Origin of the sequence: Deinococcus misasensis DSM 22328 (genome assembly GCF_000745915.1) — a bacterium.
Lineage (GTDB): Bacteria > Deinococcota > Deinococci > Deinococcales > Deinococcaceae > Deinococcus_C > Deinococcus_C misasensis.
The window spans coordinates 115715-135632 of record NZ_KN050781.1 but is presented as its reverse complement, the minus strand read 5'-3'; the positions used below and the strand labels follow the sequence as shown (position 1 = coordinate 135632).

At 56.5% G+C, this 19918-nt stretch carries 24 protein-coding genes, 1 tRNA gene and 1 riboswitch; of the genes, 10 read left to right on the top strand and 15 right to left on the bottom strand.

The features are described from left to right. Positions 1–6: 6 nt before the first annotated feature. The 6 genes from Q371_RS24015 to Q371_RS23990 all read left to right on the top strand — a co-directional run bounded on the left by Q371_RS24015 (position 7) and on the right by Q371_RS23990 (position 6022). Positions 7–585, top strand: coding sequence for a V-type ATP synthase subunit E (locus Q371_RS24015; RefSeq protein WP_034345778.1), 579 nt, complete (start codon positions 7–9; stop codon positions 583–585). Positions 586–594: 9 nt separating this feature from the next. After that, a complete protein-coding gene (locus Q371_RS24010; RefSeq protein ID WP_034345776.1) occupies positions 595–1572 on the top strand; it encodes a V-type ATPase subunit in 978 nt (325 codons plus the stop codon). Beyond that, positions 1565–1891, top strand: a complete 327-nt coding sequence (locus tag Q371_RS24005; RefSeq protein ID WP_034345774.1) for a V-type ATP synthase subunit F — start codon at positions 1565–1567, stop codon at positions 1889–1891. The genes Q371_RS24010 and Q371_RS24005 overlap by 8 nt, the downstream gene beginning before the upstream one ends. A gap of 107 nt (positions 1892–1998) precedes the next feature. Next, entirely contained in the window at positions 1999–3741 is a 1743-nt protein-coding gene (locus tag Q371_RS24000; RefSeq protein WP_034345771.1) for a V-type ATP synthase subunit A, read from the top strand. Positions 3742–3756: 15 nt separating this feature from the next. Beyond that, positions 3757–5169, top strand: coding sequence for a V-type ATP synthase subunit B (locus Q371_RS23995; protein ID WP_034345769.1), 1413 nt, complete (start codon positions 3757–3759; stop codon positions 5167–5169). A gap of 184 nt (positions 5170–5353) precedes the next feature. After that, on the top strand, positions 5354–6022 hold the full coding sequence (locus Q371_RS23990; protein WP_034345766.1) for a V-type ATP synthase subunit D: 669 nt from the start codon (positions 5354–5356) through the stop codon (positions 6020–6022). 133 nt (positions 6023–6155) lie between these two features. Here Q371_RS23990 and Q371_RS23985 read toward each other — a convergent pair whose 3' ends face one another. Then, complete coding sequence (locus tag Q371_RS23985) at positions 6156–6851, bottom strand: polysaccharide deacetylase family protein (protein WP_051965179.1); 696 nt, start codon at positions 6849–6851, stop codon at positions 6156–6158. Positions 6852–7187: 336 nt separating this feature from the next. Between Q371_RS23985 and Q371_RS23980 the strand changes: the two genes are divergently transcribed. Further along, positions 7188–7263: transfer RNA gene (locus Q371_RS23980), tRNA-Gly, on the top strand. A 57-nt stretch (positions 7264–7320) separates the two neighbouring features. Here the strand turns inward: Q371_RS23980 and Q371_RS23975 are convergent. The 8 genes from Q371_RS23975 to Q371_RS23950 all read right to left on the bottom strand — a co-directional run bounded on the left by Q371_RS23975 (position 7321) and on the right by Q371_RS23950 (position 10751). Then, a complete protein-coding gene (locus tag Q371_RS23975; RefSeq protein ID WP_034345764.1) occupies positions 7321–7659 on the bottom strand; it encodes a hypothetical protein in 339 nt (112 codons plus the stop codon). 58 nt (positions 7660–7717) lie between these two features. Further along, a complete protein-coding gene (locus tag Q371_RS27440) occupies positions 7718–7873 on the bottom strand; it encodes a hypothetical protein (protein WP_157442926.1) in 156 nt (51 codons plus the stop codon). 51 nt (positions 7874–7924) lie between these two features. Continuing rightward, entirely contained in the window at positions 7925–8359 is a 435-nt protein-coding gene (locus Q371_RS23970; protein WP_034345761.1) for a hypothetical protein, read from the bottom strand. A 284-nt stretch (positions 8360–8643) separates the two neighbouring features. Beyond that, positions 8644–8874, bottom strand: a complete 231-nt coding sequence (locus Q371_RS23965; protein ID WP_034345759.1) for a hypothetical protein — start codon at positions 8872–8874, stop codon at positions 8644–8646. 169 nt (positions 8875–9043) lie between these two features. Beyond that, a complete protein-coding gene (locus Q371_RS28160) occupies positions 9044–9178 on the bottom strand; it encodes a hypothetical protein (protein WP_281174339.1) in 135 nt (44 codons plus the stop codon). Between the two features lie 52 nt (positions 9179–9230). Continuing rightward, positions 9231–9539, bottom strand: coding sequence for a hypothetical protein (locus Q371_RS23960; RefSeq protein WP_034345756.1), 309 nt, complete (start codon positions 9537–9539; stop codon positions 9231–9233). A 373-nt stretch (positions 9540–9912) separates the two neighbouring features. Then, positions 9913–10167 carry a hypothetical protein gene (locus Q371_RS23955; RefSeq protein ID WP_034345754.1) on the bottom strand — a complete coding sequence of 85 codons (255 nt, stop codon included), beginning with the start codon at positions 10165–10167 and terminating at the stop codon, positions 9913–9915. A 125-nt stretch (positions 10168–10292) separates the two neighbouring features. Next, positions 10293–10751: a hypothetical protein gene (locus Q371_RS23950; RefSeq protein ID WP_034345752.1), complete on the bottom strand. Its 459-nt coding sequence runs from the start codon at positions 10749–10751 to the stop codon at positions 10293–10295. A 194-nt stretch (positions 10752–10945) separates the two neighbouring features. On the opposite strand from Q371_RS23950, the gene Q371_RS23945 reads away from it, so the two are divergent. Continuing rightward, complete coding sequence (locus Q371_RS23945; RefSeq protein WP_034345750.1) at positions 10946–11500, top strand: hypothetical protein; 555 nt, start codon at positions 10946–10948, stop codon at positions 11498–11500. 11 nt (positions 11501–11511) lie between these two features. Here the strand turns inward: Q371_RS23945 and Q371_RS23940 are convergent, their stop codons facing one another. Genes Q371_RS23940 through Q371_RS23920 form a run of 5 tightly spaced genes read right to left on the bottom strand, consistent with a single transcriptional unit; the run spans position 11512 to position 16385 of the window. Beyond that, positions 11512–13359: a FecR family protein gene (locus Q371_RS23940; protein ID WP_084571639.1), complete on the bottom strand. Its 1848-nt coding sequence runs from the start codon at positions 13357–13359 to the stop codon at positions 11512–11514. A 20-nt stretch (positions 13360–13379) separates the two neighbouring features. After that, a complete protein-coding gene (locus Q371_RS23935; protein WP_034345744.1) occupies positions 13380–13730 on the bottom strand; it encodes an NAD(P)H-dependent oxidoreductase subunit E in 351 nt (116 codons plus the stop codon). After that, on the bottom strand, positions 13723–14520 hold the full coding sequence (locus tag Q371_RS23930; RefSeq protein WP_034345741.1) for an ABC transporter ATP-binding protein: 798 nt from the start codon (positions 14518–14520) through the stop codon (positions 13723–13725). Before Q371_RS23930 ends, Q371_RS23935 begins: the two co-directional genes overlap by 8 nt. Next, positions 14517–15521, bottom strand: a complete 1005-nt coding sequence (locus Q371_RS23925; protein ID WP_084571638.1) for a FecCD family ABC transporter permease — start codon at positions 15519–15521, stop codon at positions 14517–14519. Before Q371_RS23925 ends, Q371_RS23930 begins: the two co-directional genes overlap by 4 nt. A 3-nt stretch (positions 15522–15524) precedes the next feature. Beyond that, positions 15525–16385 carry an ABC transporter substrate-binding protein gene (locus tag Q371_RS23920; protein WP_034345739.1) on the bottom strand — a complete coding sequence of 287 codons (861 nt, stop codon included), beginning with the start codon at positions 16383–16385 and terminating at the stop codon, positions 15525–15527. Between the two features lie 101 nt (positions 16386–16486). Next, positions 16487–16577: riboswitch (adenosylcobalamin-variant (AdoCbl-variant) riboswitch) on the bottom strand. Positions 16578–16702: 125 nt separating this feature from the next. Here Q371_RS23920 and Q371_RS26310 point away from each other — a divergent pair. After that, positions 16703–17695 (top strand): CAP domain-containing protein, encoded by a 993-nt coding sequence (locus Q371_RS26310; RefSeq protein ID WP_051965178.1) that lies wholly within the window; start codon positions 16703–16705, stop codon positions 17693–17695. Positions 17696–17797: 102 nt separating this feature from the next. Here Q371_RS26310 and Q371_RS23910 read toward each other — a convergent pair whose 3' ends face one another. Continuing rightward, positions 17798–18445 (bottom strand): DUF2270 domain-containing protein, encoded by a 648-nt coding sequence (locus Q371_RS23910; RefSeq protein ID WP_034345735.1) that lies wholly within the window; start codon positions 18443–18445, stop codon positions 17798–17800. 111 nt (positions 18446–18556) lie between these two features. Between Q371_RS23910 and mutY the strand changes: the two genes are divergently transcribed. Beyond that, a complete protein-coding gene (mutY, locus tag Q371_RS23905; protein ID WP_245618448.1) occupies positions 18557–19546 on the top strand; it encodes an A/G-specific adenine glycosylase in 990 nt (329 codons plus the stop codon). Positions 19547–19918 lie beyond the last annotated feature (372 nt).

The following is a 19918-nucleotide window of genomic DNA, read 5'->3' as shown; positions in this document are numbered from 1 at the left end:
GAATTCATGTCAAACCTTGCATCGATTCTCGAAACAGAAGTCCGCGAGGAAATCGCGCAGATCAAGCGGCAATCCCAGGAGAATGCTGCCTTGATCGTGAACCAGGCCAAAGAGCAGGCCCAGGGCTTGCTCGAAAGCCGCAAGCGTGCCCTCGAAGGTGAATTTAATGCGGGAATCGTGCGGGCCAAGAGTGCTGCAAGCCTTGAAGTTGCAGCACTCCGACTCTCAGCAGCGGACAGCGTGCAGAAGCGCGCGTTCGTCGAGGCAGAACAAAAAATTCGTGACCTCGCGAACAGCCAGACTGCTGAGTACCGCACGATCCTCGGGAAGCTCATCGAGGAAGCCAGAGGGGCCATCGCTGAACCCGAAGCCATCGAAGTGAACCCTGCCGACCTGCTGCTGGCCCAAGACGTGCTGGCAGACCTCGGCATTGTGGCTGCGGTGCGTGGCAATGAGCAGGTTCAGACCGGTGTGCGTCTGGTGGCCAAAGGTGGACGCACCAGCGTGCAGAACACCCTCCTCGGACGTCTCGCTCAGACCCGCGACAGCCTTGCTTCTCAGGTGGCCCGCGTTCTCGCCCAGTAAGGAGCAGACGTGGCAGACGATTACGGATACATCAATGCACGCGTGAAAATGATGCGTGGAGCCCTGCTGGAAAACCGCCACCTTGATGAGGCGGTTTCTGCAGCGACCTACGCGGAATACCTGCGTGTGCTCAGTGAAACCCCCATCCGGGAAGACCTCGGAGAGGCCACCGCTCAGGGTGCCGGTTTGAACGAACTGGACGCTGCCCTGTCCAAAAACCTCTTCCGGGTGGTCCGCAAAGTGCAGGGTCTCGCCAGTGGCGAAGCCAAAAAGGAAGTGGATGTCTTGGTGGCCCGTTGGGACCTCCTCAACATCAAAACCCTGGTGCGCGGTGTGGTCACCGGACGTTCTTCTCAGGACATTCTGGCCGGTCTGATTCCTGCAGGCACCATCAAATGGGGCGTGCTGCAGGCCGCCGCCAACAGCACCGATCTGGCCAGTCTGGCCCAGACCCTCTCCATCGGAGGCGGATTCTTGGGTCGCACCCTGCGCGCTGCAGTGTCTGGTGGCTCAAACGAACTGCTGGACATTGAAGTGGCTCTGGATCAGGACTACTTCAAAGCGGCCCTCTCTGCTGCCCGTGGCAACAACCTCAGACGCTACCTGTCCCGCGAAGTGGACGTGCGCAACATCCTGACCGCCCTGCAACTGCGGGGTGGAACGGCCAACGCCCGTTACTTTGTGCCCGGCGGTTCTCTGAATGAAGGCGATTTCCTGCGCATTGCTGGCGGAGACAACACCGTTTCTGACCCCGATTTGCAGCGCCTTCTGGAAGCTGGCAGTCTGGACCGTGCAGAAACCATCAGCAGAAGCTTGCTGGATCAGGCCGCCAGAGGCGTCGCCATGACCGACGTGCTCGGTCCGGGCGTGGTGCTGGACTTCCTGCGCCGCAAGGAAATCGAAATTGCCAAACTCCGTTTGATCGGACGCGGCAAGTTCTACGGTGTCCCCGGCGAAAACATCAGACAGGAGCTCGGAAATGCATAAGGTTGTGGTTTTGGCAGATTCAGAAACCGCCACCGGCTACCGCCTGGCAGGTGTGGAAGTCGTGGAAGCCAGCAGCGAAACTGCTGTGAAAGCCCTCGAACAACTGATTGTGCAGGGCGATTACGGTCTGGTGGCTGTGGACTCCGGTCTGATTGCAGACCCTGCAAAAGCTGCAGAACGGGCCATGCGTGGACGGGACCTTCCCATCCTGCTGCCCATTCCCAGCCTCAAAGACGCCTTCAGCACCGACACCGTCGACGCCAAAGCCTACATGGGCAAACTGGTGCGCGACACCATCGGCTTCGACATCAAGCTTTAAGCTTTAAGCTATAGCTATCAGCCATCAGCTGTCAGCCATCAGCCCAACTCAGCACAATCCAAGCTGAAACCTGACCGCTGACCGCTGACCGCTCTTCAAGGAGGAACATGAGCACCAAAACTGGTGTAATCCTGAAAATTGCTGGTCCTGCGGTGATTGCCGGGGGCATGTACGGCGCCAAGATGTATGACATCGTGCGCGTCGGTACCGAACGCCTCGTGGGTGAGATCATCCGTCTGGACGGCGACACTGCATTCGTGCAGGTGTACGAAGACACCTCCGGTCTGACTGTGGGCGAGCCCGTGGTCACCACCGGTCTTCCCCTGTCCGTGGAGCTTGGCCCCGGGATGCTCAACGGCATCTACGACGGCATTCAGCGCCCTCTGGACAAGATCCGTGAAGCCTCTGGCGACTTCATTGCCCGTGGCATCGACGTGTCTGCCCTGAACCGCACCCAGAAATGGGCCTTCACCCCCAGCGTCAAAGCCGGCGACACCGTGAGCGGCTCCAGCATTCTGGGCACCGTGCCCGAGTTCACCTTCACCCACAAAATCCTGACCCCTCCCAACGTGAGCGGCGTCCTGAAAAGCGTGGTTGCTGCTGGTGAATACACCATCGACGACGTCATCGCCGAACTGGAAGACGGCACCAAACTGCGTCTGGCCCACTACTGGCCTGTGCGTCAACCCCGTCCTGTCGCCAAGAAGAAAGACCCCAGTCTGCCCTTCTTGACCGGCATGCGCATTCTGGACGTGCTGTTCCCTCTGGTGATGGGTGGAGCCGCCGCGATCCCCGGTCCTTTCGGATCCGGCAAAACCGTGACCCAGCAGTCCGTGGCCAAGTACGGCAACGCCGACATCGTGGTTTACGTGGGATGCGGCGAGCGTGGCAACGAGATGACCGACGTTTTGATCGAGTTCCCCGAACTCGAAGACCCCAAAACCGGCAACCCACTCATGCAGCGCACCATCCTGATCGCCAACACCTCCAATATGCCTGTGGCTGCCCGTGAAGCCTCCGTGTACACCGGCATCACCCTCGCTGAGTACTTCCGCGACCAGGGTTACGGTGTCTCCCTCATGGCAGACTCCACCAGCCGCTGGGCCGAAGCGCTCCGTGAAATCTCCTCCCGTCTGGAAGAGATGCCCGCAGAAGAGGGTTACCCCCCTTACCTCGCCGCCAAGCTGGCCGCTTTCTACGAGCGCGCCGGTGCCGTGGTGACTCTGGCTGGCGACGATGGCGCTGTTTCCGTGATCGGTGCAGTTTCCCCCGCAGGTGGAGACATGTCCGAGCCTGTGACCCAGGCCACCCTGCGTATTACCGGCGCTTTCTGGCGTCTGGATGCAGGTCTGGCCCGTCGCCGTCACTTCCCCGCCATCAACTGGAACGGTTCTTACTCCCTGTTCACCCCCATTCTGGACAGCTGGTACCGCGAAAACGTCGGTCCCGACTTCCCAGAGCTTCGTGGCCGCATCTCCAAGATCCTTCAGGAAGAAGCCAAGCTGCAAGAAGTGGTGCAACTGGTGGGTCCAGACGCCCTGCAAGACACCGAGCGTCTGATCATTGAATCGGGCCGCATGCTCCGTCAGGACTTCCTGCAACAAAACGGTTTCGACCCCGTCGACGCCAGCGCCTCCATGCCCAAAAACTACGGCCTGATGCGCATGATGCTGAAGTACTACGAGAAAGCTTCCGAAGCCGTTCGCAAAGGTGCCACCATCGACGAGATTCTGGCCAGCCCTGTGAACGAGAAGCTGTCCCGTGCCCGTTACGTGCCCGAGGGTGAGTTTGCCAACTACACCACCACCGTGCTGAACGAACTCGACACCGCCTTCGCCGTGAAAGCGTAAGAGGAGTAGAACCCGATGCTCAAAAAAGAGTACACCGATGTCAGCTACATCTCAGGTCCGCTGCTGTTCGTGAACGCAGCGTCTGACCTGAACTACGGCGCCATCGTGGAAATCAAAGACGCCAAAAACCGCATCCGTGGTGGACAGGTGATCGAAGTTTCCAGCGAATACGCCGTGATCCAGATCTTCGAAGAAACCTCCGGACTGGACCTGGCCACCGCCAGCGTCAGCCTCGTGGAAGACGTGGCCCGTCTGGGCGTGTCCAAAGAGATGATCGGTCGCCGCTTCAGCGGTCTGGGCCGTCCCATCGACGGACTGCCCCCCGTGGTCGCCGAGCAGCGCCTCTCCATCAACGGTCAGGCCATGAACCCCGCTGCCCGTGACAAGCCCGAGGAGTTCATCCAGACCGGCATCTCCACCATCGACGTCAACACCAGCCTGATCCGTGGACAGAAGCTGCCCATCTTCTCGGGCTCCGGTCTGCCCCACAACGAACTGGCTGCCCAGATTGCCCGTCAGGCCAAAGTGCCCGGACACGAAGGGGACTTCGCCGTGGTGTTCGCAGCGATGGGTCTGACCCAGCGTGAAGTGAGCTTCTTCACCCAGGAATTCGAAAGAACCGGCGCTCTGGCCCGTTCGATCCTCTTCCTGAACAAGGCAGACGACCCTGCCGTGGAACGACTGCTCACCCCCCGCATGGCCCTCACCGCCGCCGAGTACCTTGCTTTCGAGCATGACTACCACGTGCTGGTGATCCTCACTGACCTGACCAACTACTGCGAAGCCCTCCGTGAAATCGGTGGTGCCCGTGAAGAGATTCCCGGACGCCGTGGCTTCCCTGGTTACATGTACACCGACCTTGCCAACCTTTACGAGCGCGCAGGTGTGATTCAGGGCAAGAAGGGCTCTGTGACCCAGATCCCCATTCTGTCCATGCCCGACGATGACATCACCCACCCCATCCCTGACCTCACCGGTTACATCACCGAAGGCCAGATCGTGGTGGACCGCACCCTGAACCGCAAAGGCGTGTACCCCCCCATCAACCCCCTGCCCTCCCTGAGCCGTCTGATGGGCAACGGGATCGGCAAGGGCAAAACCCGTGCAGACCACAAGAACGTGTCGGACCAGCTGTTCGCTGCGTACTCCAACGGTCTGGACTTGCGCAAACTGGTGGCCATCACCGGTGAAGACGCCCTCACCGAGAACGACAAACTGTACCTGCGCTTCGCAGATGACTTCGAGGAGTACTTCCTGAACCAAGGGGATCAGGACCGCTCCATCGAAGACAGCCTGACCGTGGCCTGGGCACTGCTCTCCAAACTTCCCAAGAGCGAGCTGACCCGTATCGGCAAGGATTCCATCGACAAATACTACGGTGAGAAACTTGACGACATGTGGCGCGGCGGCCGCAACATGGGCATCTAAAGAAGCTATCAGCCCACAGCTGTCAGCCATCAGCCAGGACCCAAAGCACCAAAAGTACTATCGGGACCAATAAAAAACCCGAGTTCACAGTACAATAAGCATTTGAGAACTCAAGTGCGGAGCCGAAAGCAACACAAGCTGATCGCTGACAGCTGACCGCTGACAGCTCCTGAAAAGGAGAACCATGGCCGGACAAATCAGCCCCACCCGCACTGCACTGCTCGCCAGCAAGGCCCAGAAAAAACTGGCCAGCGACGGTGCAGACCTGCTCAAAAGAAAAAGAGACGCCCTGATCGGCGAATTCTTTGCGCTGGTCAGAGATGCTCTGGCTGCCCGTGAAGAACTCTCCTCCGTGTCCAAGGGTGCCTACTTAAGCCTCTTCACCGCCAAAGCCTGGGACAGCCCCGAAGCTGTGGAAAGCCTTGCCCTCGCTCGCCCGAGCGAACTGCAAGTCGATCTGCAGGTGGAGAGCGTCTACGGCGTGAAGGTCCCCAAAATCGACCTCCCCAAGTTCTCCACGGACGTGCCCTTCTCACCCATCGGTGTGGGTGCACGCACCATGAGCGCTGCGCAGGATTTCCAGAAGGTGCTGGCCGCCATCATCAAAGTGGCCGCCACCGAAACCAAACTGCGCCGCATCGGGGAAGAGATCAAAAAGACCTCCCGTCGTGTGAACGCTCTGGAACAGATCGTGATTCCCGGTGTGGAAGACGACATCCGTTTCATCCGTGGTGTTCTGGACCAGCGTGAACGTGAAGAGTCGTTCCGTCTGAAGAAAATCAAGGCCAAACTGGAGCGCGAAGAAGAAAACGCGCAAAAAGAGGCCCGCGAAGCGCAACAAGCAGCGGATTGAATCCCCCTGTGAAAAAAGGGCGCAGCACGCTGCGCCCCTACAGAATTGGACAGGTCCCTCAGAACACTCTGGGGGATCTTTTTTGTTGTTTGTGAGGACTGAGCGGTCAAGGCATGCCTCGCCCGGTTGAGTCTCAACGCACCACCAGACCAGAGTCCTGCCCCTGCCACATCTCATCCACGGTCACAAAATCAAATTCCCGAGCTTTCAGTTCAGGCAGCAGGGCATCGGTGATTCTGGCCACCCTCGGACCAGTGGGTTGGCCTTCGTGGAGATCCAGAATCATGCCTCCTCGGGCGTGCTGCATCACCTGTTTGACGGTGGTCTGGACGCTTTGAATCCAGTGCAAAGGGATGCTGCTGACCAGCACGGTGCGGTAGCCCCAGTGTTTCAGGCTGCGCAGGGTGGCAGGCACCACTGCGCCATAAGGAGGGCGCACATCCTTCAAGTCCTCCAAAGCAATTCCAGAGATGTCAGAGAGCAACTGGCGGGTTTGGCTCAGATCCTGTTCCAGTTGCTTCAAGGAAAGCAAAGGATAGGGGAGATGGGTCCAGCCGTGCAAAGCCAGCTGGTGCCCTGCCAGAGCAGCTTGCTGGACCAATGCTGCATTTTTTTCGAGGTGCTCTCCAAGCCAGAAAAAAGTGGCTTTGACCTGATGCCTGTCCAGCACTTCCAGAAGTTGCAGGGTGTCGATGGGGTGGGGGCCATCGTCAAAAGTCAGGGCAAATTGGGGGTGGCTCTGGCCCATCCAGAGGATCTCTGGGAACCATTTTTGCATGCGGGGGTACACGGCCAGACGGGAGGTCCGGGCATCTTTGAGGTGGGTCACTGTGGACCAGTGTACCGTGCCGGGTCTTTCTGGACTCTGTCAGGATGGGTGAAGGGGCCTTAATGGTTGTTCCTGCCTTGATCCGTGAAACAGGAGGATTCGTTTGAATCCTGTTCAAAACACCTCCCCAGATAGTGACTCTTTTTTTCTTTCCAGTGCTTTAAAATGCATCTGAAATGCTGTTCAGATTCGAGTCAGACCAGCGTCAGCCTTGTTTGCTTAAATGGGCCAACTACCCACCCACACGAACCTCAGGCAATCGGGCCTGGGGTTCTTTTTGGTCGGGGTTTCCGTCCCTTGTCGGTCGTGCACCTCTGGGTTAAAATTTGGACAGTTGCGGGTGTAGCTCAGTCGGTAGAGCGTCAGCTTCCCAAGCTGAAAGTCACGGGTTCGAGTCCCGTTACCCGCTCCAGAGAAACCCCACCAGAGAACTTGTCTGGTGGGGTTCTTTTTTCATGGGCCTGAAAACTCAAAGTTTTTCGTAAGCCTCATGGATCGAGTCTGCAATGCTGTTGGCCCATTCTGTGCTGACCCCTTCTGCCAGCATGAATTCCAGCTCATCCAGCGCTTCCTGTGTGAATGCCCGGGCTTCGGTGGCGTGCCTCTGGTACTGGCTGAAGGTCAGCAGTTTGGGTTTCAACGGATCGTGCTGAACACCAGACGTTTGGGTCAGGGTGTACGGGCGGATCAAGTCATGGGCAGTATGCAGGTGGTGCACAAGGTGGTTGTGGGCCTGCGCCGAGGGAGATTTTTTGAGGATCTCGGTGGCTGCCAACAGTTCAGCATGGGCTTTTTCAAGGGGTGTCATGCTTCAGTGTACCGACCTGAGCCCATACAATTGTCCATTTCTGGTCCTTGATGTTTTCTCAAAAGACAGGGGGATCTGTCTGGGGCTCTGGATCATCCACTGGGGCGGGCGGTTCTGGTGTGAATCCGGGCAGGGTGGGTTTTTCAGGCTGGGCAGGGTATTCGTTGATGTCGGGATGCTCGGGTTTCTCGGGTGTTTTGGGATCTTCCAGCATGCTGACCTCCTTGTGGGTTGAGGAGGTCAGTTTAGGCTTTGGGCCAGTAAATCACTGCTGGATTTCTGGCAATCCATTTTGCTCGCGGGCCTTTCGGGCTGCAACACGGTCTCTGGTGAACAGGTACAGGTGGGTCATCCAGAGAAATTTTCTCAGGCTGTAAAGCATGCACAGCAAAACCACCAGCAATGCAGAAGTGCAAGACCACCAAGTCAGCGGAGTGTTCCAGAGCAGCAAACCTGCCACACACAGCACCAGCAGGGCCACCTGCCAGAGCAGCATCACCAGTTGGGTGGTGCAATAAACCATCAATCGGTCAGGTTGTTCGCTGAGCAGGAGGGCAAAATCCACATCGGCGGTGTCGTCCACCACTTTGCGTGAACGGTGACTCGGGTGGGTTTGGGCAAGGGTGAAGTGGGTTTTCATCAGGGTGCCTTGCACAAGGAGCACAAGCAAAACCAGCAGAACAGGCCAGAGGACATCCATGGGAACAGGTTATGCAATGTTCGGCTCACACACGCTTTTTCAATCACTGCATTTCTGTGCTGGGGCATGATGTGAATGGAATGAAGGACAGCATTAAGTTTTTCTGAATTGTGATTTCAGTCAAGTTTCAGGGATATCCCTTAGCATGAGGTCAATTCAAAGTTTGTGAAGTTCACATTCACCTGATTGTTCCTTGAGTGTCCCCACCCTTTTGCCCGAGGGTGGGATTTTCATGTGCAAACAAAAAATCCCTCCTGTATGGAGGGACCAGAAATGCACAAAGGTCAGTCTTTGGCGTTCTTTTCTGCGTGATCGGCTTTGGTGTCGTGGATGGCTGCTTTTGCGCGGTCTTCCAGCTCTTCTTTTTTGTGGTGGGCTTTTTCAGCGAGGCTGTCGCTGTTTTCTGCAGCCACACGGTGGCCTTCTGCACGCAAGTTGGCAGCACCCTGATTGATGCGTTCTTTGACTGTTTCGGCAGCGTCGGTCAGGCGGTCTCCCAGATTTTTCTCGCTCATACGGTTCTCCTTGTTCAATGAATGTGTTACCACTCTAGGATTTGAATGCAGCAAGGGTTGTAGGGAAACACACATCCCGACCAGGCAGACCCCAAAAAAAGGTCCCTCTGGCAGGATTTTCTTATGCCAGAGGGGATTTTAGGGTTTCAATGGACTTCTTTCAGCTTTCTTATTTTCGGAATTGTGAACGCCGTTTGCGGTTGAAGGGTGAAGTGGTCCAGTTTCGCAATTCCTGACGGCTCCGGTAAATCACTGGCCAGACCACCAGATTGGTCAGGACCAGCAGCAATGAAATGATGTCCATAAGCCCAATATAAAAATGAACAGGTCACCTCAAGGTTACCAGAGGGTTGTTTTCAGGAGTCCTGATTGGTGGGCACAATTTTCAAGGAGGTGTTTTGCTGTCCGGGCACTTCAATCACCAGATGCGTGAGTTCGCCATTGCGCACCGAGACCAGCACCTCCTCCCAGTGTGCTTGAAGCCCCTGAGCCAGATCCTGCAGATCGGCAAGAACGACAGATGGAGCAGCCTCGTGCCCTGTCCGGAGGGTGCTGGCTTCCATGCCAGGCAACTGAACCGTGATGGTTTGATGGGGATGGTCTTTCAGGTATGCAGCAAAAGCCTGCTGCAAGCGTTCAATGGCTGGGGAAGTGTGTTGGCTCATGGGTTCAGTTTGCAGGCAAAAGCAGTCCAGCACAGTGAAGCTTTTTGCTGTTTTTGATCTGGAGATGGATCAAGAAAATGCAGAAGGAAGGTTTTGACCTTCCTTCTGCATTGGGTAGTGGGTAGTAGGGTTGGAGGGGGTGACCGGAGAACAGAGGAGTGTGCGCCTTGTGCCCGGCCTCTGGCCCAGCTGGTTGGATCAACAAGGAGGTGCCATTTGCCAGCCCATGCTTACAGCATACTCCTTTCAGCAAGGACTCAGTTCAAACTCAAGTTGTCCCCATGATCCAGTTGGGAAACTGCAGTCAAAGTGTGCACAATCAAAAACCTCTGGAACATGCCAGAGGTCAAAAGGGGTGCAGGTCAAGGTGAAGTCAGGCCACACGGATGCTGGAGATCAACAGTTCATCCACCTGGTTCACGGCATCTTCCAACCGTCCGGTGTGCTGTCCTGTGACCCGGGCGTACCCCAGAGCAGCATTGAACTCTTTGCGGGCAGCGATCAGCAATTTGCGGGCCAGATGGGGTTGGTGGGAAAGGTAAAGCTTGGCTTCTTCGAGGAAACGCTGGGCAGCGCGGATCGAAGTGTGAACGCCTTCAAAGTCAGAACGGGGGGAGACACTTTGCATTTTTGACCTCTCTGCCAGGGGATGTGACACATTTAACCCTCAGGGGCTGAAGCAGGTCTGAAAGTATGAGTTTTTTGGTCTCCAGACCCCTTGAGCGTTTGATCAGCTCTGGTTCAGGCTAACAGTCATTTGGCCCAGTACTTCAAGTGCATGTCAATGAACAGCAGCAAGGACCGGCTGATGCTCTCGGGGGTTTCCACTTCCCAGTCGATGGTGCCGTTCAAGTCGCTGAGCAAGGAGCCAAAATCCACCCCGTGCACGGTGCGGTGCAAAAGACGGGTGTTCGGATCGAAACTGTACCTCAGTTCTGCACGTTCCTGCCTTTCCCGTGGAGAAATGCTGATCTGGATGGAGGGGAACTCGGGATCTCCCACCTGCACAGAAACGGGGTAATGTTTTTCGGCCAGACGGGTGGCGCAGCCCTGAAAAATCGGTTGCACACTCTGGGTGATGAACAGGCTGACCCTTTCCATTTGCAAGGCCCGTTCGCGTTGCTGTCGTTCCATTTCATCCAGTCGGGCCTGCTCAAGGCTTTCGGTTTCTTCCAGAATCAGGTCCAATTTGTCGAGAAAAGCATCATTCATGGGTCCATCATAGAAACTGTGTTTGCCTGTTGGATGCAGTTGGGATTGAGCATCAATTTACTGATTTTGGCCTGAAGACCAGAGATGGGTTGACTGCGTTGATTCGTGGAACAGATGGAGTCGTCCTCTCAGAGAGACAACCTCTTGTTCTTCTGTCAAATGCTCTTCTGTCAAATGCTCTAAACTGAAAACCAATGAAAAAACTGTTGATGCTTGCTTTCAGTGTCCTTTCCGTGGCCCACGCTGCCGAATGGGACGTGATGGATTTGTTGAACAACCTCAAACGCCAGAGCAAAATTGCCGATGCACAGGTGGCCCCTCTGCGGCAGGTCAACCAGAAACAGCAAGCCACCTACCAGATCACCATGACCAAAGGGCAAGAAACCAACCGGTTTCAGATCATCGGCACCACTGGAGTGAACAGCAAAACCTTCCAGAGGTTTGAGTTTCAGGTGAAAAACTTTCTGAAACCGGGTGTCACACAGGGTTTTTCAAGCCAAGCGGGTTATGTGCAGGGGCTGACCCTCGCCCTTTCGCAGGTGTGTTTTTCCCTGACCGATCAGGACCATGCCACCTTGCAGAAGTTCTTCATGGACCAACTGAACCGGGCGGTCAACATTCAATCTGTGGTGAATGTCAGCAAGGGTTTCACCCGCATGCAGGCCGCCATCAGCATCGGACCCGAGAACATCCGTTTCAGCATTGAGAACCGCTCCAGAAGCACCCAAGACCAGTGCACTCTGGAGTGAGGTTAAAGCTTTCACTGCACGGTCACTTCACGGGCAATGGTGTTGCCTGCTTCATCGGTCAGCACGATTTGCACCTGAGGGGTGTCTTGCATGAAAGGGATCCGTAGGGTGCTTCCATCTGGAGTCAGGGTGTAACCCAGCACCTGCAAGGTCACAGAGGTGCTGTCTTGCACCCTCAGGTCCAGCAAAAGCCAGCTTCCTTCTTTGCGGGCTTCGAGCAGCAGGACCTCGGGTGGTGTGCTGTCGATGCGCACCGTCTGGGCCAGAGCAAACTCGCTGTTGTCCCGGTTGACCCTCAGGGTGAAGGTGTGTTCACCATCGGCAAGGTCCATGGGGACAGAGAATTTTCCTTCTGCATCCAGAGGCAGAATCAGGGTGCGTTCGCCCTCCTCGTAGCGCAGGGTTCCTGCTGGGTCGGTCTGTCCTGAGAGCACCAGTTTCGAAAGCACTTTGCTGGCAAAAGGGGCCAGTTCAATTTGCAGTTCAACAGGGTCAGGAGCAGGCGGAGGAGGCACCACTTCCGCCTCGACTTTGAAGGGCACTGCAGGTTGCAACTGCACTGCTGTGACAGGTGGAGGGACCACGGCAGGTTTTTCTTTTTCAAGCTGCACACTCTGGTTCAGAATCACGTTCTGGTTGTTGCGTTCAGCGACCAGAGCGAAAGTGTGCAGCCCTTCTGGAAGCTCAAGGGCCAGTGAGAAGCGTCCATCGTCGTCCACATCCAGAGGGAGGGTCTGGCCTTCGGTGACATACTGCAGGTCCGTTCCGGGCAAAGTGGTCCCTGAGATGGCAAAAGTGCGCAGTGGTCCGGCGGGCAGCGGGTCAAGCTGGATGGTGAGCGGTTGGTTCCTGAGGGCGTCCAACCTCTGGTTGAAGCGGTCTTTGGCATCCAGCTTGAGGGTTTCTGGACCTGTGGCAGGGTTGAACTGCTGGTTGGCCTGAACAGGAAGGCTCTGGTCGTTCTGGCTGGCGGCCACGGTGCCTTCAAAGACCTTGAGGGTGTCGTCGGAATCCAGACGGAAAGTGGTGCCCCGCACCCCGGCCACCAGAGTGGCAGTTCGGAACTGGTAGCCCCCTTTGCCTTTCTGAACCACGTTCCATGCGGTTCCGGCTTCCAGTTTCAGGGTGACCCTGCGTTTCCCACTGGACAGTTTCTCGATGGACTCTACGCGCACCTGGCTTTTTTCGTTCAGGCGGAAGTAACTGCCATCTTCAAAGACAAATTCTGCCCAACTGTTGAGGCTGGTTTTCACCACCTGATCCTGCCCGAGGGTGTTTTTGACTTTCAGTTTCTGCCACTGCTGGCTTTTCTGCACTTCGACAGTGCCCCTGAGGGCAGCCACCTGCAGGGTGCCGGTGCCCACCAGGTCGTTGTCATACCATGCGTCGTCTTCCTGAAAGTCGGTGATGGTGTCTCTGTTGAGGATGTAGGCTTTTTTCTCTGGGACGTACAGGATGCCTTTTTGAGGCACCGAAAGGCGGGCTTTGCCTTCCAGAACACTGATGGTTGCTCCTGTGGGGGTGATGTCCACTCTGGCTCGACCATCGATGTACACGTGTGCTGTGCCCAGAAAGAAAGGAAATTGCCCTTCCACGTAACCCTGACCGTTCAGCAATTGTACTTCGCCGTTGCGGGGTTGGGCTTCAGAGTTGCTGCCCAGCAAAAAGCGCCCCTGAGGAACGGTGATTTCAACCCGTCCCAGCAGGGTTCGAATCGGATTTTGCAGGGTGCTTTTTTCAGCAAGGGGTTGCCAGTTGCTCAGGCGAACCTCGGCCTGTCCTTGAATGCTTTGAACCTGTTGTGCGTGGGTCATTCCGGCACACAAAAGCACCAGAGCCGACCAGAGGGGGAGTCGCATAACTGAAGTTTAACTGATGTTCACTGGTCAAATCTGTGGTCGGTGGGCAAAGCGGCACCTTCCTGCACCGCTTGAGCCACTTTCAGGGCCAGAGGCAAGGTCATGGCGTGGTACCAGCCTTCTTCCATGCCCTGTTCGGTTTTGCGGTAGCAGGCCAGCACAGGACCATGGCTGCAAGCCCCCAGACACCCACTGACGGTGTAACGGATGCTCCCTCCAGACTTGTAGTACATCAGGTGATGCTGCTCCAGTGCGCGGGTCAGGGCCAGATGGAGCACATCCGATCCTTTCTGGCGGCAACTGTTGTTCTGGCACAGCATCAGGTGACCGTTGGTCTTGAAGAATTTGGGCTTTGGAAGGGGACTATTCACGCAGGACCACCACCTGTCTGCCCTGATGGTTCAGGACATCCACCTTGACCCCGTAGGTGCTCTGGAGCGTTTCAGGGGTGAGGGTTTCAGTGGGCAGACCCTGCTGGATGACTTTCCCGGCTTGCATCAGGGTGACGTGGTCGGCCAGAGAAGCCAGATTCAGGTCGTGCAGCACCAGAATGACCGTGAGCCCTTTGGACACTTCCCGTTTGAGCAAGCGGATCAGGTCTGCCTGATAGGCGATGTCCATGTGGTTGGTGGGCTCGTCCAGCAGGAGCACCTGAGGACGGGCAGCAAGGGCACGGGCCAGCAACACACGCTGTTTTTCTCCGCCAGAGAGTTCCCCAACCATGCGGTCTTTGAACCTGAAGGTGTCGGTGCGGTGCATCGCCCACTCGACGGCTTCCTGATCCTGCTGGGTGGTTCCGCCGATGGGGTTGGGCAGCATGCCCCACAGCCAGCGTTCGGTCTGGGGCCGTCCAAGGCTGATCAGTTGCGACACCAGCAAATCCTCCGGGAGGGTCTGGGTCTGGTCCAGATAAGCCAGCGTTTGCGCCCTTTCCCTTCTGGGGTACTGGGAGAGCGGTTTCCCGAGCAGGTTCACTTCTCCTCTGGTGGGTTTGAGCCAGCCGAGGAGGGCTTTCAGCAAGGTGCTTTTGCCTGCCCCGTTGGCCCCCAGAATGGCGCACAACTGACCCGCAGGAAAAACCGCCTGCACCTCCTGCAAGATGGTTTTGTTGCCGATCTGGACAGAAAGGCTCTGGACTTCAAAAGCGTCTGGCATCTTCATGCATTTTTCCTCAAAAGGTACAGGAAGAAAATGCCTCCCACCACGGTCATCACGATGCCCACCGGCAGTTCGGAAGGCCGGATCAGGGTGCGGGCCAGCAGGTCTGCCACCACCAGCAAAACCCCTCCCAACAGGGCGCTCATGGGAATCAAAACCGGATAGTGGGATCCCACCAACCTCCGCATGATGTGGGGCGCAATCAGGCCCACAAACCCGATGATGCCCACGTAACTGACGGCCACCGCGGTCACCAGACTGCTGGCAACGATCAACAACCACTTCAGGCGGTCCACCGGAACCCCGAGACTGTAAGCAGTGGGTTCACCCAGTTGCAAGGTGTTCAAGGGGCGGGCCAGACTTTGCAAGAACAGGCCACCCAGCAACAGGTAAGGGAGCATCGTCTGGATGTTTTGCCAGCTTGCGAAAGCCAGATTGCCCAGCGTCCAGAAGAACACCTGCCGCACATCGTCTTTGTGGTTCAGCATCAGGTAGGTGCTGATGGCCGTGCTGAGGCTTCCCACCACCACGCCGGTCAGGATCAGGTTGGTGGTTTTCAGTACCTTGCCCTGCGCAGACAAAGTCAGGATCAGGGCCACACTCAGGAGGGAAGACCCCAGAGCCAGCGCAGGCAACCATGCATTCGGCACACCCATCACCAGACCGATGGTGGCCCCCAGCGAAGCGCCAGAAGCCACCCCCATCAGGTAAGGATCGGCCAGAGGGTTGCGGAACAGCCCCTGATAGGTGGCCCCACTCATGGCGAGGCACCCACCGACCAGCATCCCCATCAGGACCCTCGGGAAACGCACATCCCACACGATCACTTCCAGACCGTCTCTGGCCTGCCCGGTGATCCCTTTGAAGAGGGCACTCAGGGTGGTGAGGACCGGAATGTTGATGCTGCCCAGACTGACCGCCAGCACCACACACAGCACCAGTGCGCCCACCGTGAACGTCAGGGTGGGATACACGCGCCGTTTGAGGGGCAGGGAGCGTTGCATGGCTTACTTCTTGGCCAGCTCGGGGTGAAGGAGTTTGACCAGACCCTTGAGGGCCTCACCGATGCGTGGACCGGGACGGCCCAGCATTTCATTGAGTTCCCAGGGGATCTCGATGACTTTTTTGTTCTTGACCGCATCGATGCTGCTCCAACCGGGACGTTTCTGGGCATCTGCAAGGCTGAGGCCCAGCATCACCTGAGGGTTTTTCTCGATGACCAGTTCCGGGCTGATTTTCGGGAAATCCCCGAGTTCCGCAGGAATGATGTTTTGTGCCCCGGCTTTGGTCAGGATCACACCCATGAAAGAGTTGGGACCAATGGAGTAAGGGGTGGGGTCAATCTCGAAGTACACTTTGGGGGTTTTGACGGTTTTCGCCAGAATCTCGTACTTTTTGACTTCGGCCTGCACCTTGATGTTCAGGGCTTTGGCTTGGCTTTCCTTGTTCAGCACCTTCCCGAGCAGGGTGGTCTTTCTGAAGATGTCCTGATAGGTCTCAGGGTTGACGGCAATCACGGGAATTCCGGCTTGCTGGAGGCGCTCGGAAAGCTTGCCGTATTTGCTGGCAATCACCAGATCGGGTTTGGCGGCAATCATGCCTTCCACGTTGGGGTTGTAAAGGCCACCGAAAGCCTGCACTTTCTCCACGCTTTTGGGAAAGTTGCTGTAATCGTCGCGCCCAATCAGGCGGTCACAGGCCCCCAGAGCGCAGAGGGTTTCGGTGTTGCTGGGCAGCATGCTGATGATCCGCATGGGCTCTTTTTTGATGACCACGGTGTTGCCCAGATCGTCTTTGATGGTGAGGGGATACTGGGTGGCAAAGGCACTGCCCAGCAGCAACATGGCACTGAAAACAAAACGTTTCACTTGAACTCCTGTTCTTCTCGGGATCAAAAAACCGCCATGCATGGCGGGCGTCTTTGGCAAAACAGGGTTTTGCGCAAAGCCCCCTTCTCCGCGAGAGGTGCTTGCATTCGGGTATTCGGACTTCCTGTGACAGGTTACCGTTGCGCGACAGTCCCGGATTTTCACCGGCGTTCCCCCGGGTTGCTTTCGCAACCGTGTCTCAGCCTACGCTCTTGAGGGGCAGAAATCAAGAACGGACTTGACTGTTTTTGATTCGACACCACCCGAGCTTTTCATCAACGGGTAAGGAAAATGAGCGTAAACTGAAGTGAAACAACATGAAACGGACTGCCCTGACCCTGCTTCTGGCCCTGAGTTCCATCGGCTTTGCCCTGCAAATCAATGTTTCTTACCAGACCATCGGGGCCAGCCGTGCTCCAGCGGTGGTTCAGTTTGCCCTGCAAGCGGATCAAGCCCTCCCAGAGGGAAGCCGTTTCACCTGGGATTTTGGAGATGGAACCTCCAGCACAGACACCAGCCCCAGACACACCTACTACAAACCCGGCAGCTACAAAGCCAGCGTCAAAATTGAGATTCCGGGCAAGAAAGCCAGTCGCATGGAGTTGAACGTCAAAATCGATGGGGAACAGGAAAAAGCGGGATTTGTGGTGCTGTTTGCCCTCGACAACACCGCAGAACTGGTGAATGCCAGCCGCATTTACAAACCCAACCCTGTGGCCAAATGGGTGGTCAATGGCAATGCGGTGCAGGGAGAGCGCATCTTCCTGAAATCCAGTGGCAAAAACAGCAAAGAGAAAGTCCAGTTCAGCATTGAAGGCAGCAAAGGCCGGTACAGCGTGTCCAGTGAATTCAAGCTCGGGAATTACACCAGCAGTTCGGCGTTTGAGGCTGCTGTGCTGGTCCTCACCAACGACCTGAGGGTCAAAGGCTGGAACTGCGACACACAGGATTTTACGGGCACCCCCAAATCCTTGCTGCGCAAGAATGCCTCTCTGGACCGGGCTGCTCTGGCCCAGTCGGTGGGCATGGCGGCCAACCAGTACTTTGACCACAAATCCCCCAGAGACAACTCGCAGCCCATGGACCGTGCCATTGCGGCAGGCTTCAACGCACAGGCGGTTGGAGAAAACATCGCCAGAGGCCAGAAAACCCCGGAAGAGGTGGTGGATGCATGGGCCCACAGCCACGGGCACTGCGTCAACATCATGGGGGATTTTGCAGAACTCGGGGTGGCCTACGTGAACTCTGGAGACAAAACCTTCAAGCACTACTGGACGCAGGTCTTTGGAACCCCGTTTGAAGGTGAGTGAGCAGGAAGTTCACAGTTCCCAGAGGACAGTTCACAGCAAGAAGGCAGGGCAGAATGGGCTCTGCTCAAGTCCACACCTTGGTCCAAACAGCATGAAGTCTGTTCAGTCGGATTCCAGAGGGTAGTATTTGCTGGCGTACACGGCCATGTTGATCAGGACCAGATAGAACAGGACCACCATCAACACAATGATCCAGCCATGGATGTTGCCGACGTGGTACAGCTCCAGGTACTCACTGAAAGCGTACTTTTCGCCTTTGAGGCGTCCGGTGTCCACTTTGGTGATCCACACGATCAGGATGCCTGCATACAGCCAGAGGTAATTTCGGCGCAACCTCCAGCCCATGGCGTCAATGCGGCGCATCGGGCTCATGGGTTTGGCCAGTTCACCGAGCAACACCTGATGCCAGCTGCCGTCTACCGGATCTCCCAGCATGGCCGGATAAAAGAAGCGCTCCATGATGCGCACCCGGTGGTGGGCAATTTCGTATTGCCTGAACCGTCTGGATTCGAGGTGCAGAAAAAAGTAATTCATGAACATGGCGAACAGAAACACCGCGTGGGTCACTTCGTTGGAAAAAGCAAACGAAGCAATACCTGCACTGGTCACCACCGCCCAGTTGGTGGTCATGTCGAGGCGCTGTCGGTAGGCGGTCATGCGGCCCACCTCGGCTCGGTACAGGTGGATCAGTGCGTTGGCAGAGTTGCTGCTGTAACTGCTGTCGGTTTTCTTGTCGCTGAGCACCGTCACCCCCTGATTATACGGTCCTGCCCATCACAGAAAGCCCACATGAAGGTTTCGACAGGACAAATTGCAATTCCGAAAAGGGTTTCCTCTGGCTTGCTTCTCTATACTGGTCCAGTGCAAGAGCAGCTTCTTTCCTGGTACCACCAGAACGCCCGGGACCTCCCCTGGAGGCGCACCCGCGATCCTTACAAAATCTGGGTCTCGGAGGTGATCCTCCAGCAAACGCAGGTGGTCACCGGGACGGTCTATTACGAACGCTTTGTTGAACGTTTCCCCACCGTGCAAGATCTGGCAAAAGCCCCTCTGGAAGAGGTGCTGCAAGCATGGGAAGGCTGTGGATACTACGCCAGAGCCCGCAACCTCCATGCGGCTGCAAAGCAAGTGGCAGACTTGCCCTTTCCAGAGACCTACGAAGGTTTGCTGGCTTTAAAAGGGGTGGGGCCTTACACCGCTGCCGCAGTCAGCAGCATCGCCTTCAACTTTCCCAAAGCCGTGGTGGATGGGAACGTCCGCAGGGTGCTGGCCCGCTGGTTTGCCGTTGAGCAGCCTTCCGATGGGTGGCTTCAAGACAAAGCCGATGAACTGCTGTTCCAAAAAGACGCCAGCAGTTGGAATCAGGCGGTGATGGAACTCGGGGCCACGGTGTGCACCCCCAAAGCCCCCAAATGCCCTGCCTGTCCGGTTCGGGATTTCTGTCAGGCGTATGCTTCCGGGCAGCCCACTGCTTTCCCTGCGCCCAAAGTGCGTGCAGAAATCAAAGAAGTGCAGGCTGTGGCGGTTCTGATTGGAAATCCACAAGCCCTGTTCATCGAAAAACGGCCAGAGAAAGGCCTGCTGGGAGGGCTCAGTGGACCGCCTCTGGAACAGGTCCAAAAAGGGGAAGAAGCCGAAGATGCCCTGAAGCGCCTTCTGGACCGACTGAATGCCAGAGGTGCCAAATTTCTTGGAACGGTGGAGCACACCATGACCCACCGCCATTTTGTGGTTCAGGTTCATCAGGCAGAGGCGGATGTGGCTCTGGCTTCCACCACCGCAGCCATGTCCAAACTGGACCGCAAAATTCTGGCCCAGTTGCAGGAAAAACAGGGGATGCTTTTCCTTTGAGGTTGCGCTCCTGTTGATGTTGCCCGAACCCCGGCATTGCGCTTTTTTTGCTCTTTCCATGGGCACCACAAAGTCCGACTTTTGGCAGGCCAACTGAAAAAGCGGTCAGCCGTCAGCTCTCAGCATTCAGCAAAAAGCTCACCAAAAGGCTGTTGCTTTTGACAACATCCAGACACAAAGACGAAAATGAAAGCCAATCAGCTTTGAAGCTTGAAAGGCAGCAAGAGAACTTTCCTTCTGGCTGACCGCTGATGGCTGACGGCTGATAGGTCTTTGGGTTTGCATTGCCCGAACCCCGGCATTGCGCTTCTTTTGCTCCTTCCCATCATCACTTGCCTTTCAGACAACAGTGCTAAACTGGACCGGATGCAC